We start from the raw sequence: 18,439 nt of genomic DNA, 5'->3' as shown, positions 1-18,439 counted from the left end.
AGCATAGTAAATAATCATTATGTTATAAGTTAAACATAATGATTATTTATTCAAATCTTAGTTTTGCGACAGCCCCTCGCGAACCACAATACACTACCCTTTATCCTCCATAAAAGGAATTATATAAATTAATGGAAATTTAGTTTACATTGCAATTAATCCCTCATCACCAGCTCATATTTTTCTTTAATAAACTGACGAGACTGATGGGTGGCTACTTCATTTTCTAACGCCTTCTGATAATATTCCGCAGCCTTTTTATTTTGATGAGCCTTGATATAATAATCTCCTATGATTTCATATACATTATATCCTTTGGGATTGAGTGCTATAAACTCATCAATGGCCTTTTGTGAAATAGGTGGAAGCTGACTGTTCCAATTCCTAAACTGGAAAGACATTCCTTTGAATTGCTTATAGTTGTGGTAGTTTTCCCAATGATCAGGTCCTGCTTCTGAAATTTGTTTCGCATTAGAAGCAAGTGTTGTAGGAGGTGGATAGTTTTGTGAATTCGAGAAAACAGAATCCAAATTATAACATATAAACTCTTCCATACCATGATGACTTGTTGAAAGCCACATTTCTCTAGTTTCCGGTTTAAAGATAATAGAATGATGTAGATGTAAAGAGTTGATGCTTTTGGCATTTCCTAAACCGATGGGTTGATCTTCAAAACCATCTGTATCACGCAAAATAGAGGCAATGTCTTCTACTGTAAATTCATTTTTCTGATTGATGAGTTCTTGTATTCGAATAGCTCTATAATAAGAGGCATAAGAAGGATCATAAGCCATGGGTTTTCTTAGCTCATCAGTTTGTAAATGCGAAGTACAAACCAGTTCGTTATTTCTCATTTTGATAGAGTCAATACCATGAGGCGTTTTTTCTATAATAATCGCTGTATTATCAAAAGCAGAAGAAACCAAGATCGATTCATTGACATAAGCTTCTTTGGTATGTGCAATATTAAAAGCTTCCTCTACCGTTTGAGCATACTGTAAAATTTCTCTTGCAATTAATGACATGGGCATCGTAGCAGCAAATGGGATTTGTGACTCAGCGGTATTGATGGTGACAGTAAGTCCCGTTTCATTCATGCCAGATACGGCACCTATAAACCCTGCCCAGCTGACAGAGGCAAACTTATAACCTTCAATAGGTTTTACGAAGTGTACAATTTTATCAGTACGGTGCTGATCATGTAAAAAGAAGTCAAAATTTCTTCCCACTAATACATCATGATCTTTTGTTTTTGCTCCATTAATCGCAAATGCTGAATTTACTTTCACATCCATTTTTTCAAAAGCATGCTGCGTATCATAAATACCATGATAATTAAGTATTCTCTGATAAGGAGAGCCAAGAATATTAAACTTAGGATTCATGTGGTAAGAGATGCCGTACATTTCTTCACAGTATTCAGGTAAGATACGGTTGTCCATGTGCCTGTTGTAATAAGCACTTAAAAAGCGGGCTAAGTTAGGGCGTTTTCCTGGGGCATGCTCTACCATTCTATAGGCAAAAATAGCTTCCTGTTCCTGTAAAAAACTTTTACTTAAGGCACCAGTACTATAACCAATCTCAAAAGGAGTTCCTTCGGTGTAAAGCTCCCATATTTTATCTTGTTTTTTAATGATAAAGTTGTTCTTGAGGCTATAACGATTATGACCTAGTGTATCTACCTGTTCGTGAATAATCGATGTATCATGAATTGTAGGTGTAGGAATAAATACCCAGGATTGCATCCATGTGATGCTAATCAATAACAATAGGAAAAGAATAAAACTGAGTTTTCTAGCTAAAGAATTCATAGTAAGTGATAAGAAGTATAGAAAAGTATGGGTAAAGAAATGGTTTAAAAATCTGTTTCAACCTTAAAACAAAATTTTTGATGAAAAAGTTACATGACTTTTTTTTGAACTTTTTTTTCTAAATGTGAAGGGGCTCACACTTCGTGGAGAAAAAGAAAGGTAAAATTGTAAAACAAATCACGAAAAGGCTTTGAATAAAACGCTCAAAACAAGTCTTTTTAAGCTTCTAAACTCAATTTAGTTGCACACTCTATACTATAAAATTTAACCTATCAACAAAATGAAAAACTCAATTTTAGCTGGTACTTTATTGTCAGCTTTAGCATTTACAAGTTGTACTGATGACGATAACAATAACACTCCAACAGTATTACCAGAAACAACTTTTACCGTTACAATCGAAAACGCATTTCAAGCAAAAGACTTCTTTGCACAAGGTGCCACAGACGGACTAATTACTCCAGGAAATTCTCAAGATTTTAGTTTTAATGCAGGTAAAGGACATTATTTAAGCTTTGCGACAATGTTTGTACAATCGAATGACCTCTTTTATGCACCCATGGAAGGAGGAATCGCATTGTATGATGATGATGGAAACGCTTTAACCGGAGATATTACTTCTCATTTCTATTTATGGGATGCAGGTACTGAAGTGAATGAAGAACCGGGCGTTGGTACAAATCAAGCACCTCGTCAATCAGGACCAGATACGGGTACTGCTGAAAATGGTGTGGTGAAGTTAATCTCAGAAGTGAATGATGGTTACACTTACCCAGCAAAGGATGATGTGATCAATGTAAGTATAAAGCATGATGGAGGAACGATGTTTACAGTAACTGTTTCTAATGTTTCGGCCAATGCTTCAGTTCCTACACCTTTTGCTCCAGGTAATTGGGTGGTGCATTCTAAAGGACAGTATCCATTATTCCAAAAAGATCAAGCGGCATCAGAAGGCTTAGAAGATTTGGCCGAAGATGGAGGTACAGATGTATTATCAACAGCATTTGCTTCTATGACAGGGTTAGTGTCCCCATTTGCTCCAGGAGCTTATTCAGTAGGTAATGCAAATACAATTTTCACATTGGGTGCCGCACCTACTTCTGAATTCGAGATGTTGACAGAAGATGGTAATCCATCAGGTTTTACAAACCACTTCAATACACCTGAAGGTGCAAGTGCTCCTGCTCCAATTTTCCCTGGTGAAAAATATTCATTCACTTTCACTGCAATGGACGGAGATATGTTATCAATGGCTACTATGCTAGTACAATCAAATGATTGGGTATTAGGTTTTGATAATATTAAGCTCTTTAATAATGGTTCTCCAATCAGTGGTGATATTTCAAACCAATTGATTTTAATTGATGGAGGATCTGAAGTAGATGAATACGCAGGTGCAGGTCCATACCAAGCACCACGTCAACCAGGACCGAACTCAGGGATGACAGAAGATGGAACTATTGAGGTAGAAGGTTCACCTAGTTCAAATTTACTCGCAAACTCTGAAATGTTAAGAGTAACAATTACTTCTTCACAGCAATAAAAGTGATCAATTATATAAGAGTGGAGAAAAGGATCGAGATATAATAGTCTATCTAATTCTTCACTCTTTCTTTAAAAATTACAACTCATTCCCGATTACTACTGTTTCCTGTTACTTATTTTATTAACCCATTCAACCGTTATTAAGGATAAACCAACAGTTCATACACTGTATATATTAGCAATGACGATTATTGCTAAATTGATTGAATAGAGAGATACATTAAGCCTTTCACTTTTAGTGGAAGGTTTTTGCTTTTGGAGCACTTTATGTTTTTAGGAAATGAACTAAGGACTATTGTTCCGCTTTCAGTAGGTTAAGTACATTGTAAACTAAATTATTGTCAACTTTTAATAGACCTTTCTGCAAGCATTTATAGGATCTACTTTCAAACTTCCTTCTTCTTCATTTTTGTCTTGAAACAAAAACGAAGCAAAAAATTCAAGGCTTAGAAGTCAAAAGCTAAATTCCATTTCTCTCGCCTCAATGATTTTAAACTCGCTGCGCTCAAACAACAAAATCATTTTTAACGGCTCAATACATGAAATTCTTGACGCTTTTCCCTTCAAGGCCGAGGGAAGAAGTAGCAAATGAATTGAGTAGAATGTTCACTGGCGCGAATGTTAAGCGTTAGCGGCATTCGTGTCCTACAGATCAGTAGAAATCTCCTGATTTCTAAATACCTTAAATATTCGAAAACTTAGTTTACAATGTAGTACTTACTAAAAATTTACCAGTAGAATGAATAAGAATCTTTTTTAGGTTGAGTACTTATTTAAATTAAAATTTTATGTTTGTGATACGTTTTAGTACTCAAACATCAATTCATTTTGTCTCATAAAATAGAGAAGAAAATTGCTTTCATTTCACATTTACAATGTAGTACTAAGCCAAAGTCAAACCATAATAAATGACACTAAATAATATACATGAATAAAAATCTAATGATAACTTGGCTTAAAAGATTTTTTCTAACACTACTTCTGAGTGTGTTCTGCTTCTTAGGGTATTATCATGAAGAAACAATTTATGGTATCAGGCAGGGTTTAGGTCAGATTGATATTATAACGAATGCTCAGCCCATTGAGGTGTTTTTAAAGGATACTTCTTTTACAGATCAGCAAAAAGAAAAAATAAGACTAATTCAGGAAATAAGACAGTTTACAGTAGATTCACTGGGATTGAATCCTTCTGAAAGTTATACCAAGCTTTATGATCAAAAAGGAAAACCAATTCTTTGGACGATTACTGCTTGTAAACCCTTTGAGTTAAAAGCTAAAAAATGGTCTTTCCCTATTTTCGGGGCCTTCTCATATAAAGGTTTTTTTGATGAAAACTTAGCTACCCAAGCAAAGGAACAATTGACAAATGAAGGTTGGGATGCTGAAGTAGGAAGAGTGTCTGCATGGTCAACGTTGGGGATTTTAAATGATCCTATTCTTTCTGGTATGCTCGAAAGAAGTGAGGGGAGTTTAACGCAGTTAATCATTCATGAACTCACGCATGGAACACTCTATGTCAAAAGTAGTGTATCGTATAATGAAAACTTAGCAGATTTTGTAGGAGATGAAGGTGCCAAGAAGTTTTTGGTTCATAAGTTTGGCCAACATTCCTTGGAGTATGTGAAATACATGGCTCGAAAAAAAGATCGAAAGACATTTTCAGAATATATTCTTCAAGGGACAAAAGAACTAGATATGCTTTATAATTCTTTTACAGATGAAATGAGTGTAGAAGAAAAGAATCGATTAAAAGATCAAAAAATAAAAGAAATCACAGAGGGTATCCAAGATCTATCTTTTGCCAATAGTGGTTATTGCCGATACTTTGAAGACTTCACTCCCAATAATACTTTCTTTATGAGTTATAAACGCTACAGAGGACAGCAAAATGACTTTAAAGAGGAGTTTGAAAACGACTTCAATAGCGATTTTCATGCTTATATGGATTATCTAAAAGAAACTTATAAACCACTTTTCTAAACAAAATCAAAAAAAGATAGTTTTTAGAGTTATATTTTTTATAATTGAAAATCAGTAAGTTATTATTTTTAATGAAAAAATATCTTATAATTTGTTTGAACAAATATTACCGGTACATATATTTGTATCAACAATAAAACAGAAAACAAGAGTTGTTCACAACATACTCAATAAAACATTTAAAATCTTAACTTTAATATCATGAAAAGCATTACTTTAACACTAGTAGCAGTTTTATTCTCTTTAGTTTCATTTGGCCAAAAAATCTCTGCTGACAACTCAAAAGTAGAATGGGTAGGTCACAAAGTAGTAGGTTCAACGCACACAGGTACAGTAGCTGTAAAAGGTGGTGAATTGAAAATCAAAAAAGGTGCATTGAAAGGTGGTGAGATCGAAATCGATTTGACTTCATTAAGCTCAACAGATTTAGAGGGTGAGTGGAAGCAAAAACTTGATGGTCACTTAAAATCTGGAGATTTCTTCGATGTTGAAAAATATCCTACTGCAAAATTCGTTTTAAAATCAGCAACTAAAGACGGTGATAAATTAAAATTAACTGGTGATATGACTATCAAAGGAGTATCTCAAGAAGTTGCTTTTGATGCGTCGTTAAAAGAAGAAGGTAAAAAGTACGTATTAGAGGGTGCAATTGAAATCGACAGAACTAAATTCGGTTTAAAATATGGTTCTGATTCATTCTTTGATAACTTAGGTGACAAAGCGATCTCTAACAACTTTGACATCAGCTTCAAAGTAACTACGCTTTAAGCTATTGTATAACTAAAATTGGAAGTTTTGGATTTTCTTTTTTAGCCAACTCTGCGTTAGAATATCATTACGTAGCTAAGGCTATACTCTTCAATTCTGCCTTGATTAGGCAAAAAAATAATAATCCAACTTATCCCAATTTTAAATATACAACAGCTTTAAGAAATTGATTTAGAAGAACTAAGATTGGAAAGCAAAACGGCATTAGTTTTTCTCTTAGTTGACTAAATATACAGGGAGTCGAGTATTGATACTTGACTCCCTTTTATTTTGCCTCAGCCACTAGCGCAAGTGTTCAGCACAGCGTCACTTGTGCTTACAATTGTAAAAAGTCACGCTTTCAACTTAAGACTTGAACCAGTTTGAGTTTAAGGAGGTACAGTAAAAAATGATGTGATTTATGATGAATATTTTGATGTAAAGTTGAAAAGATATTGATTTTTAAAATTATGGTTCGAGTAGTTCAATATCTATTTCTTCCTCTTGAGGAATTATTATTTCTTTAAACGCTTTTCGTAATGCAGTTTTATGTACATTAGGATAAAAATCTTCATCCTTATTTAACTTTTCAAATAACAGTTTAACATCATCAATACCTTCTAAAATTGAATTTTCTGTTACTTCAAAATTCATTTGGTATCTCCAACCTAAATCGTGAATTAGACCTAATTCATTACTAAAATATAGTGTACTAATAGTGTCATAGTTTGATGCTGTACATGAAAATTTTTTATGTCTTAATTCAACGAACTTACTAACACTGATTTGTTGATGATTGATTGTGAACGTTTTTTTATCTACAAAATTCCATTCTTTTTCTTCTTCTTCGAGCCAATTACCTTTTAGCTTATTTTGATAGTCATCATAAACAAAATAGAAACCACCATAGTCAAATGTCTTTATACTTTTATCTAGGAAAGAAGTAGTGATTTTCAGATTAAAATCGGAATAGGTGTTTAGTGATGAATTGGGAGAAAGTTCCCAGTTTCTATAAATTTTCACTTTATATGATTCTGATTGTTTATTTTCATGAAAAACATCTAATTCTCTGTTACATGAAAATAGGAGACCAATGAGTAAGTAAAGTATGGTTTGCGTTTTAAGCATAATTAATCGATAATGAAGAGTTTGTTATGACTTAATAAGTAAGGTATGAATTTTAGTAAATCAATAAAATTGATTTTTCTCTTAAGTTCATTTGAAATATTAAAAAATGAGGAAGAAAGTACCACAAGTACCTTATTCCTTTTACAGCAATAGGTCCAAGTCACGCTTTCAGCTAAAGACTTGAACTAGTTGTATAGTTTTTTAAATGGAATAAAAGCCTTTCGATCTAAAGAAACATAATAAATCCTATGTTTTCGATGTACCAAGAAAGCTTTCGTAATCCCACCTTCATTTACCGTAACACTGTCTTTATCCATTACCAGTTTTGCATTGACTTCACTGGTCAAATTAGAATAAAGAAAGGTTAGAAAAATAGAGTCTTCTTCGATTCTCACCTTGCCACTAGTATGATCAGGAATGACATCTGTTTTTAGGATTTCAGTAAACCTTGCGGAATCTAAAATATATTCACCTTGAATTTTTTCAAAGGGCTTGAAAGTCAAAACTTCTTTTTTCGTTTTTTGGGGAGCTTCACATGAAAGTAACAATCCCGCTATTACCATCATGTGAGTAATTTGTTTCATCATTTGTATACCTTTTGGTTGATGGTATAACAAGTTGAACAAAGAGTTGTTTCTATTTTCCCTATTCAATAAAAAAGAAAAGGATGAAAAGTAATCCGAAGACTACCCTCACCCTTTCTTTTGTAAAAATCTAAACCAGTTGTCTTTACAAAATATTATTTTTAACATTTATCACCTCTCTGCTTTTCTTGTCAATTCCCCAAAGGTTTCCTTTAGGATCAATAGCGATACCTTGACCTCTTACCGGAGATGGAGTTGTTTTCTCCCAGATTAAGGTAGATCCCATTGTTGGGAATTTTAAAGTATATAATTCATTGAAGTGGTGATGTGTACAGAGGATTGTTTCATCTTCTAAAAGAACACCCCCTGATATACTATAGGGAGATACTTTTTCGATTAATGCTTTCGGTAATACCCATGCTTCTTTTCTATTCCAATTCAAATCATATTGGATCAGCTGAGACCAAGAAACGTCACGGTTTTTCTGCATTTTTCCTTCGTTGGCATAATGTACAAACATTACATACCAATGCTCTTTCTGCTGAACAATCCATGTACAAGACCCGATATCAATACCAAAACTATGATTTCCGATATGCTCTAAGGTATTGATGTCCCACATTTCAATGGAAGAATGCATCGGGATTTCAGGGTAATTGGAATGGGCACAGAAAAGCGTATCGTTTTGGATGTAGGCACTGTTTAAATGCTTCAGACGATCGTCTTGCCATCTTTTCACTTCTTCTCCATCAGAAATATTTCTTTTAACGATAGTATTATTATCCACCACAAAGAAAAATTCTTCTGTAGCGGCCACTGCTTGACGGGCATGTGGTGCCTTATATCTTTTTACTTCCTCTTGTGCTTTTAAGCTCAAGAAAGCAATGCACAAGAGGAAACATAAATAGTATCTTTTCATTATAATTCAAACTTTAAACCGACTGTAACAGTAGGACCATATTGCTCGGTTTGATGCAATAAATGATCATGAGTAGGGTTACCATAAGTTTCAATTTCCATTTGGTTTGTCAAGTTGTTCATTTGAGTGAAAACGCTGAACTGATTATTCACCTTGTAACTAGCGGAGATATCTAAATGGAACTGAGAAGTGAAGTAAACATCTCTATCTTGTCTGTCTGCCACATCAATCAATAATGGACCTCTGTAGTTACCCGCAATCGCAATCATAAGACCGTTTTTAGGGTTGTCGTAAGTCAATATAAAGTTGGCCATATCTCTTGGGCTATTACCCATTACTACTTTTCTGCCGTCTTCTAATTCTTGTTCAGACAGTGTGTAAGTATAGTTGGCCATTACATTCATCCATTTCAACATTGGTACATTAAAGTCTCTCAAGTTTTTGCTGTATGCCACTTCGAAACCATATAAGTGAGAACTTTCACCGTTTTCAGGTCTTGTGATTTCCCAGATTTGACCGTTTTCTTCCACAAAGTTTTTAGAAGTATAAATCTGATTTTCTAGGAACTTCGCAAATACACCAAATGTAAAGTACCCCATGTTGTCAGTGTATCTTTCAAAGATCAAATCAAAGTTAGTAGACACTGCAGGCTGAAGATCAGGGTTTGATAAACGCTTTGTGAAGTTTTCATCATCAATCACTTCTCTTGGGATAAGTGCTGTAAATGAAGGTCTACTTAAACCTTGAGCCACTGCTGCCTTCAACATGTTTTTCTCATTGAATCTATATACAGCATTGATGGATGGCAATACATTGATGTAAGAAGAATTATCTGAAAGAGTTCTAACATATTCACCACTATTTTCATCGTATTCACGGAATTCATAGCTGTTTCTAGTCGCTTCAATACGAGCTCCAATTAGTGTATTGAATTTAGAAGTCCATTGAATATCTCCCATCAAGTAACCAGAGTTGATAATCTCATCGGCTTGGTAGTTTTGATTTTTGACTTCATAGTTTTCTTGAGGACTACCAAGTGGTAAATCAGCAAACTCAGGATCAGTGAAACGGAGGTCTCTTCTGTAGAATTGTCCTGGAGCAAGGTAGATAGGTTCAAGGTTTTCCATTGTTGCCCTTCTGGCATCGTTTACCTTATCTTTATGCCACATTTTGTAGCCAGCAGAGATGGTAGAAGTCTCACCCAAGAAACGGAAAGGTTGTGAAGCATTGATCGTGAAAGAGTGATCCAATTCTGTATTTTCTTTCGTGTCAATACGCACTGGCTTATTCATTTCCAACATATTGTCAGGCTCTAAAGCCATTGTTCCATCTAAATCCCAAGGACTCATATTGTCGAAGTGATGTGTCCCTAGCGTTCTGCTAAAATAGTATTGCGTTCCGTCAGGTTCATCAATTACCGTTTTAATTCTAGTTGCTTTATAATCTAACTTCAAACCACTTTTGAAGCGATGTTCACCACCAATACCAAACATGTCCGTCATTGTTCTTTTGGCTCGCGTTTGTGTTTCTCTATCTTCTGTAAAAGAAGCCACTGGAGCATCAGGAGTATCTAGATCATATTTATAGTTGAAATTAGTTCGGCCTCTTCTTCTGTCATCATTAAAGAAGTTGGAGTTGTAGGAAGCTCTAATGATGTTGTTGTCATCAAATTTATAATCCATACCCACGTTGTAGCCATAACGTTCACGTCTTACATCATAGTCATTCCATCTTTTTCTTGTCAGTTGATCGTCGTCGTTCAGCGTGTATTCTTCTAATACAGTACCTCTATTAGTCAGGTAATAACTACCCGTAGCATACACACCAAGTTTGTCATTGAAGAAACGGTTACCTACATATAAACTATGGTTTTGTTGCCCCAATCCCCAGCCATCATTAAATGGATCTGCGTGGAAGTTTTTACCACCTGAAGTAATGGCTCTTAATGTAAATTCAGAAGGAGCATCTTTTAAAGTAAAGTTGACCGCACCACCAATAGCACCGCCGTCCATATCTGGAGTCAACGTCTTCTTAACTTCAATCGACTCCATAATATCAGCCGACATAAAATCAAGTGCAGCACCACGGCTGTCTTCACCACCTGGCATTGGCGTACCATTCATTTGTACTTGGTTGTACTCAGAAGCCATACCACGAATCTGAATGTTTTGACCTTCTCCCCTGTTTCTTACAATGGAGATACCTGGAATACGTTGTAATGCTTCCGCACCATTTCTATCCGGCATTGTCGAGAACTGTTCTGAAGAAACGATATTTTTGATACTCACGGCATTTTTCTGCTCGTTGAGCGATTTTGCTTGTCCTTTTGTGTACTCACCATAAACGGTTACACCATCCAATTCAGTGACATCAGCATTCATCATGATGTTTAATTTCAAAGGATTACCAGGTTCAAGAGTAACTGAAACCACGTCGGCATTGTAGCCTAAGTAAGTTGCACTGATTTCATATTTTCCTGAAGGCACGTTATTGATATGGTAGTTACCATCCATATCCGTAATACTGGCGAAGGTGGTTTCTAGTACATTGATTTGAGCATATGGAAGTGGATCTCCTGATGGACCGATGATTTTTCCATAAAGGTCAGTTGTCTGACCAATACTATTTGATGAGAATAAGGCTATACATATCCCCGTTAAAATTAGGTAGAGATTATGTTTCATGCTGGTTTTAGTTATGATAATGAGATGATATCTTTTGAAAATTATGGGGCAAAAGTAGGTTGTCGAATATTACTAGGCTGTGAATAATTAGCAGGGACTTACATTACTGTAATGTTACCTTAGAAGGGCGAATTAAGATTCTAATTTTAGAAAATGAATGTTGATTCTTCGTTGACAATCATAACATAAAACGGAATGTATGATGAGAGGTAGCACAATGTTTCCGAAATAAATATTCTGTATGACAGCATTATGAAACCTGTGTTAATAGTCTTGTAACATACCTTTTTCTTCAAGAGTGGGTGTACTTTGTTGTTTGTAATTGTTAGGATTTTGACCCTGTATTTCTTGTGATTGATGTTAAGTGTAGGGAGGTATTCGGAACAAAAGGAGAAGGAAAAAACTGTAGCCCATGACTTCAGTCATAGGCAAGTGATACAGACTCCAACAACACTAAGGTATTACCTCCATTTTCAACCTTTAAGACTTTAGTCTTGGTGAGGTTGATCTATCACTTGCTCATAGTTTTAACTATGGTGCACGAAACACCTAATTAGTTGTGATTAATAGGATTAAATAAAAAAAGAGTGAAAAGATACCTTCAGTACCTCTTCACTCTTCCATTAAGACTCTTATTTCAAAAAGTTTTATCCTTTACCTTTATCAGTAGAAGTCTGCTGTCTAAGATGATTTAATACATCAATCTTTGTGATTAGACCTACGAATTTTCCACCATTGACTAAGATCGCAACCATACCGTCTCTGAAGATCTCCATTAATCTGTCGATGCTATCAGAAGATTCGATCACAACCAAGTTACTTGTCATGTATTCGGCAACGAAACGCTCGAAGGCTGTTTCATCATCATATACACTAAATAAAATATCTGACTCGTCGATGATACCTAATATCTCATCTCCGTCCATGATTGGAAGTTGAGAGATATCGTACATCTTCATTTTCTTATAAGCATCCAATAAAGTATCCTCAATGCTCGCCGTCACTACTTCACCTTTATCATAATAATTAGAGATCAAATCACGAAGGTCACCGAATGTTTCTTTCTCGATAAACCCTTTTTCTTTCATCCAGTTATCATTGAATAACTTTGAGAAGTATTTGTTACCGCTATCACAAACAAACGTTACTACACGTTTAGGTTCTGTTTGCTCGCGGCAGTATTCCAAGGCAGCGGCAATCAATGTACCTGAAGAAGAACCTGCTAAAATACCTTCTTTCATCAACACCTCACGAGCGGTATTGAAACTGTCTTTATCAGAAACAGAATACGCTTTCTTAGTTAAAGAGAAATCTGCAATTTCAGGGATAAAATCCTCACCGATTCCTTCTACATACCAAGAACCCGCTTCACCGTATTCTCCTTTATCAATATAGTCCTTCAAGATCGAGCCTTCAGGATCTGCTAATACCAACTCCGTAGATGGATTTGCTTTTTTGAAGAAAGCCGCCATACCTGAGATTGTTCCCGAAGAACCAACACCTGCCACTACAGCATCTACATCACCATCCATTTGTGATAAAATCTCAGGTCCTGTTGTCAACTCATGGGCTAACGAGTTGTCAGGATTTGAGAATTGATCTATATAATAGTATCCCTTTTCTTCTGATAGGCGTTTTGCCATATCTTGGTAGTATTCAGGGTGACCTTTACCAACATCTGATCGTGTTTGAAGTACCTCTACTCCCATTGCCTTCAAATGAGCTACTTTTTCCTTACTCATTTTGTCAGGCATTACTAATATCAGCTTGTATCCTTTAAGAATAGCAATCAATGCCAAACCTAAACCCGTATTTCCGGCTGTAGCTTCAATTAACGTATCCCCCGGCTTGATTTTTCCTGCTTTCTCAGCATTATCAATCATACTCAAAGCAATTCTATCTTTGATTGATCCACCTGGGTTTTGGTTTTCTAATTTTAAATAAAGTTCGCAGTTGCCTGTATCTATGTTTCTAACCTTTACGAGAGGTGTATTTCCAATAAGAGAAATAAGGTCATTTTGTGTTTTACTCATGTGTGTATCTGCCTTTTTAAGTACTAGGATTAAAAAGAAAAGGTAAAAACTCCGATTGCATTTACCTTGGTACTTGTGCTGTACAATGCTACAAATTTCTTCAAAGTTACATAAGTGCCTGTTTGAAACAATTATTTATTCCACAAATCCACTGATTTAGAACGTGATTTTTTAAAATTTACCATTATGGTTCACCTTTCTTCATTACAAAGGAATCTTACTTCTGTTTTTATGTTCTCTGTTTCCTTTTATGAATGAAAAATAGTGTGGCAAAAAGTACTTATTAGATTAATTCTTAATCATTATTTATTACATTTTGCTAAATTTTAAATCATTGATTAATTAAATGTCAATATTGTGATAATATATTGATCTTTAATAGTTTTTGTAAAATCTAAATTTTATATTTGTTTAAATATTTATCTATAATAGTTTCAAAAATGAAACATTTTATGAATATTGAAGAAAATGTTGAAAAAAACTGACATTTTTTAGAAGTACGTATTTATGTTACGTTCTTACCCCCTAGATTTGTAGTATCAATAAGGAGAAAAGGTTTCTACTGTTGATCATTGAAAAGAACTTACACACTTAAATTATAATCATCATGGCTGCGGATAAAGGTCAAAACACAGAAAAATTAAAAGCACTAGAAACTACTATTGCGAAGTTAGAAAAGCAGTTCGGTAAAGGAGCTGTAATGAAAATGACAGATGACAATGTTGTAGACGTACCCGTTATCTCTACTGGTTCATTAGGTCTTGACTTAGCATTGGGTGTAGGTGGTGTACCAAAAGGTCGTATCATTGAGATTTACGGTCCTGAATCTTCTGGTAAAACAACGCTTACATTACACATCATTGCAGAAGCTCAGAAGCAAGGTGGTATGGCGGCCTTTATCGATGCGGAACACGCTTTCGATAAAATCTATGCTGAGAAATTAGGCATCGACATGGAGCGTCTTCTTGTTGCGCAGCCTGACCATGGTGAACAAGCATTAGAAATTGCAGAACAATTAGTACGTTCAGGTGCTATTGATGTAATGGTAGTCGATTCAGTAGCGGCTTTAGTACCAAAAGCGGAATTAGAAGGTGATATGGGTGACAGCAAAATGGGTCTTCACGCTCGTTTGATGTCTCAAGCATTGCGTAAAATCACTGGTGCGATCAGCAAAACAGGTTGTTCAGCTATTTTCATTAACCAATTGCGTGAGAAAATTGGTGTAATGTTCGGTAATCCTGAAACAACAACTGGTGGTAACGCCTTAAAATATTATGCTTCTGTACGTTTGGATATTCGTCGTATCGGTGCGATCAAAGAGTCTGCTGACAACGTAACGGGTAACCGTACAAGAGTGAAAGTACAAAAGAACAAAGTAGCACCTCCTTTCAAACAAACTGAGTTTGATATCCTTTATGGTGAAGGTATCTCTCGTGCGGGTGAGGTATTAGATATGGCTGTTGAATTTGAAATCGTGAACAAAGCAGGTTCATGGTTCTCATACAGTGGTTCTAAATTAGGTCAAGGTAGAGAAACTGTAAAAGAGTTGATCAAAAACAATCCTGAGCTAATGGAAGAATTAGAAGAAAAGATCAAAGTTCAAGTATTTGGACAGGCTCCTGCAGAAGAGGAAGAAGCTGCTCCAGCTAAAGAAGAAAAATAATCGTCATTGAAAGAAATATTTCTTTCTGTAATTATAGTTTATTGACTTATACCCTATGTACAGTTCGTTGCATAGGGTATTTTTTTGATAAAGATTTAAGATGAAAATTGCTGTCGTAGAAGGTGATGGAAATAGATTATGTGCATTTATTTTTTGAAGTACTATTTTGTATCACACTGATTAGGTGAATGAAAACCCTCTATTTTATATTACTTAATATTACAATTTATATTTTTTTAGAAATAGCTTTTTAATTAGTTGATAACAAATATTCTATTTATTAGTTTCAATTATATAAAGCATCAAGTTAAATGCTCAAAACAATTGATGCATACAATTTATTATTCTTACTTTTTGAAAACTTTTAACTATGAAAAAGTACCTTATCTATTTTTTAGCAATGTTGTTTTTAAGTTCACTTACTGCCTGTTCAAGTGATGAGATAGAGGATTTAGTTGGTGATTTAACAGCTCCTGTCATTACAGTAACTGGCGTTGATGATGGTATTGTAACTTCTACTTCAACAATTGCAATCAGTGTTGCTGCACCAGCAAAAATCAAAAGCTTTAAAGTGACGATTCCTAATTTTGGCGAAATGGACTTTGCTCAAGCACCTTCAACACAAGCTCAACAGTTAGTATATTTGACATTAGGAGTAAACTATGAAGATGTGGCAGAAGCTACAGCTTATGTATTGACAATAACTCCAGTAACATTGGCGGCTTTACCAGAAGGTGAAATCTCTATTCCGGTAACGATTACAGATATGAATGATCAAAAAACGGAGGAGACTTACACATTCACAAAGCAGTAATTTTTATTGTAAGCAAACTACCATTAAGGTAATCCAAAAGGTGTTGTTTTATTGAAAAATAGAATAACACCTTTTTTATTAAAAGTAAGTACAAAGCCAAAAATAGATCCTATATAATTCTAATTTATTTTGTCAGTGCAACGCTAGTCATTATATATCCCTCAAAATCTCCGAAGGATTTGTATTCACTACCTTCCAGCAGATAGCAGTAATTGTAATCACAGAAATCAAACAAACTCCTATACCAAGAAGTATCCAATCGATAAACTGAATTTGAATTCTATTCGGGAAAGTGGAAAGCCATTCAACGCTATAATAATGAGCCAAAGGCATAGCAATAAAGAAGGAAATAAATATCCATAGTAAGTAATCTTTATTGAATAAGAATAAAACTTGTTGCACAGATGCACCATTTACCCTGCGGATACTGATCTCTTTCGTTCTTTGTAAAACGGAATAACGTGTAATTCCCCAAAGTCCACTCACCGCAATAAATAAAGTGATTGCACCAAAGAATAAACTAGCCTGATTTTGCCCTTCGGTTTCTTTATAAACACGATAAATACTTTGATCATAGAACATCGCATCCGTCAGAAAATAATCAGGATTACCCTCTAACCATTTATTCCTTACTTTTTGAGCTAATTCCAAGGGGTTTGAGGTAGAGTATTTTACATAGATATAGGAGAACTCCAACATTCTTGTAGTAATGATCATTAAAGGTTCATTGGGCTGTGTTAATCCTCTGATAGCAAGATTGTCTACAATACCTATTACCTTATAATTTGTGTCATTATATTTTACAATTGACCCCACTTGTGTCTCACTGTTTTTCTTAATGAACTCTTTATTCACAATGCATTCAGTACTACGGAGTTTTTGATTAGTATCAAAGTGTTTTCCTTCAGATAATTGAATGTCGAAGAATGACATATAATTTCCAGCAACATGTAATGTAGAAACCATATTCCATCTATCGGAACCTTCCAGTTGAACACTCTCAACACTAATATTATTACCTACACCAATAAACTCACGAGAAGAAGTAACTTCTTCTACACCTACCATTTTTTTAATTTCTTCCTTGTAGGCATCCCTCTTCTCAAAACTAGAATAGATAGGGACCGCGAAAATATTTTCATAGCTGAATCCATGATCTGCTTTTAGTAGATGTTGGTATTGTTGATGGACGATGAACCCTACTGAAAGCAGAATAAATACGGTAGAGAATTGTAACACTAAAAGTATTTTGTCTCCGTATCGATAAGATGAAAATAATTGTGTTTGCCCACTCAAACTTTCTGCAAGAGAAAAGGATTTTACACCTCTCAATGAGAGAAAACTTAATACTACTATTAGAATTGTCCCTATACTTAGGTAAAAGAATAGTACTTCTAAAGGGTAGTCTCTTAAGTAAACGACAGCGTTTAATTTTTCATTGATAAAAGAGAGTACAAAGTGAAAGGGTAATAATGAAAAACCAATAGAAATTAGGATCAAAAGTCCTATTTCAATACAGGTTGAAATAAGGATTTCTTTGTGATGTGCTCCATAAATCTTCATTAAAGAAAGCGTTTGAATTTCTTCATCTTTTTGAGCAGTATAAAGCACTACAAAGTTGACTAGGGATAATATTAAGATGATGATACCAGTAGAAATAACAACTAAGAAACTTTCATAAGATCTTAGTTTGGGCATATCATAAAGAAGGTGATGTGAATCAAAGTGTATATCTTCTATTGGTTGTAAAGTAACAGACATTTCAACACCAAAAGGAGCATACTCTTTTTCAAAAATCTTATTTATTTTTTGGAGGTTATTGGGGATTTGATCCTTGTTTTTAAAAGTGAGATAGAGAAAGAATGGATTGGAACCTACCCAATGATAAAGGTTTTTGTCATTGGCTTTATAGCGTTCTATCGAACATAAAATATCATATTGTAAACTACTGTTACTCGGAAGATCTTTAAAGACTCCCTTAATTTTTCGAGTAGAACCAGGGATCTCAATTTCTTTATTCAGCGGACTTTCACCTTTAAAGAAAGTGTTGGCAAATGATTCAGAAATAAGTACTTCATCTTGATCATTAAGCACCGTTTCTTTATCACCGAGTATTAGTTCGACATCAAAAAAGTCAAGGAAGTGATTTTCAACAGCACTGATATTGTACTCTCCCACTGATTGTTTATTGATCAATATATCATTTTGATAAGGTACTTCGATAAAAGCATAATCATCTACATTATCAATCTTCTCTTTTAAAGTTTGTCCATGAATATAAAAAGCCCTCGCCATTTCTATAATTCCATTGGGGGTTTTCAACTTATAATTTGTCCTATAAATATCCTTTTCATAGAAACTATCATAACTACTTTCTGATAGAAAAAATAGAAATATAAACAGCGCACTTGCCAAGCCTAAAGTTAAGCCCAGTAAGTTGATAACAGTATTCTGATAATTCTTCAGTAAGTTCTTTATTGCTAATTTAAAATAGAGTCTATACATTTTGTTGGTCCTATTTAAGGCGTTGT

At 34.6% G+C, this 18,439-nt stretch carries 12 protein-coding genes; 5 read left to right on the top strand and 7 right to left on the bottom strand.

Annotated elements, in window-relative coordinates:
• Positions 1 to 155 precede the first annotated feature (155 nt).
• Complete coding sequence (locus IC221_RS17350; RefSeq protein WP_188170181.1) at positions 156 to 1,811, bottom strand: C45 family peptidase; 1,656 nt, start codon at positions 1,809 to 1,811, stop codon at positions 156 to 158.
• A gap of 280 nt (positions 1,812 to 2,091) precedes the next feature.
• Here IC221_RS17350 and IC221_RS17345 point away from each other — a divergent pair, with 280 nt between their 5' ends.
• The 3 genes from IC221_RS17345 (at position 2,092) to IC221_RS17335 (ending at position 6,104) form a co-directional block, all read left to right on the top strand.
• On the top strand, positions 2,092 to 3,354 hold the full coding sequence (locus IC221_RS17345) for a spondin domain-containing protein (RefSeq protein WP_188170180.1): 1,263 nt from the start codon (positions 2,092 to 2,094) through the stop codon (positions 3,352 to 3,354).
• A gap of 944 nt (positions 3,355 to 4,298) precedes the next feature.
• The gene (locus tag IC221_RS17340) at positions 4,299 to 5,336 is read left to right on the top strand and encodes an aminopeptidase (protein WP_188170179.1); all 1,038 of its coding nucleotides are present in this window, start codon (positions 4,299 to 4,301) and stop codon (positions 5,334 to 5,336) included.
• A 201-nt stretch (positions 5,337 to 5,537) separates the two neighbouring features.
• Entirely contained in the window at positions 5,538 to 6,104 is a 567-nt protein-coding gene (locus IC221_RS17335) for a YceI family protein (protein ID WP_044206095.1), read from the top strand.
• Positions 6,105 to 6,551: 447 nt separating this feature from the next.
• On the opposite strand, the gene IC221_RS17330 is transcribed toward IC221_RS17335, so the two are convergent.
• The 5 genes from IC221_RS17330 to IC221_RS17310 form a co-directional block, all read right to left on the bottom strand.
• Positions 6,552 to 7,211 carry a hypothetical protein gene (locus IC221_RS17330; protein WP_188170178.1) on the bottom strand — a complete coding sequence of 220 codons (660 nt, stop codon included), beginning with the start codon at positions 7,209 to 7,211 and terminating at the stop codon, positions 6,552 to 6,554.
• A 185-nt stretch (positions 7,212 to 7,396) separates the two neighbouring features.
• Positions 7,397 to 7,798: a hypothetical protein gene (locus IC221_RS17325; RefSeq protein WP_188170177.1), complete on the bottom strand. Its 402-nt coding sequence runs from the start codon at positions 7,796 to 7,798 to the stop codon at positions 7,397 to 7,399.
• Between the two features lie 142 nt (positions 7,799 to 7,940).
• Positions 7,941 to 8,714 carry a hypothetical protein gene (locus IC221_RS17320; RefSeq protein ID WP_188170176.1) on the bottom strand — a complete coding sequence of 258 codons (774 nt, stop codon included), beginning with the start codon at positions 8,712 to 8,714 and terminating at the stop codon, positions 7,941 to 7,943.
• Positions 8,714 to 11,398, bottom strand: a complete 2,685-nt coding sequence (locus IC221_RS17315) for a TonB-dependent receptor (RefSeq protein ID WP_188170175.1) — start codon at positions 11,396 to 11,398, stop codon at positions 8,714 to 8,716. The genes IC221_RS17320 and IC221_RS17315 overlap by 1 nt, the downstream gene beginning before the upstream one ends.
• A gap of 647 nt (positions 11,399 to 12,045) precedes the next feature.
• The gene (locus tag IC221_RS17310; RefSeq protein WP_188170174.1) at positions 12,046 to 13,431 is read right to left on the bottom strand and encodes a pyridoxal-phosphate dependent enzyme; all 1,386 of its coding nucleotides are present in this window, start codon (positions 13,429 to 13,431) and stop codon (positions 12,046 to 12,048) included.
• Positions 13,432 to 14,038: 607 nt separating this feature from the next.
• On the opposite strand from IC221_RS17310, the gene recA reads away from it, so the two are divergent.
• Positions 14,039 to 15,094, top strand: a complete 1,056-nt coding sequence (recA, locus tag IC221_RS17305) for a recombinase RecA (RefSeq protein WP_188170173.1) — start codon at positions 14,039 to 14,041, stop codon at positions 15,092 to 15,094.
• A gap of 370 nt (positions 15,095 to 15,464) precedes the next feature.
• On the top strand, positions 15,465 to 15,908 hold the full coding sequence (locus tag IC221_RS17300) for a hypothetical protein (RefSeq protein ID WP_188170172.1): 444 nt from the start codon (positions 15,465 to 15,467) through the stop codon (positions 15,906 to 15,908).
• A gap of 150 nt (positions 15,909 to 16,058) precedes the next feature.
• Here IC221_RS17300 and IC221_RS17295 read toward each other — a convergent pair whose 3' ends face one another.
• Positions 16,059 to 18,413 (bottom strand): ABC transporter permease, encoded by a 2,355-nt coding sequence (locus IC221_RS17295; protein ID WP_188170171.1) that lies wholly within the window; start codon positions 18,411 to 18,413, stop codon positions 16,059 to 16,061.
• Between the last annotated feature and the right edge of the window lie 26 nt (positions 18,414 to 18,439).

The organism is Flammeovirga sp. EKP202 (genome assembly GCF_014534745.1).
Classification (GTDB): domain Bacteria; phylum Bacteroidota; class Bacteroidia; order Cytophagales; family Flammeovirgaceae; genus Flammeovirga.
The sequence above is the reverse complement of the archived record's forward strand: the minus strand, read 5'-3'. Positions and strand labels throughout refer to the sequence as shown.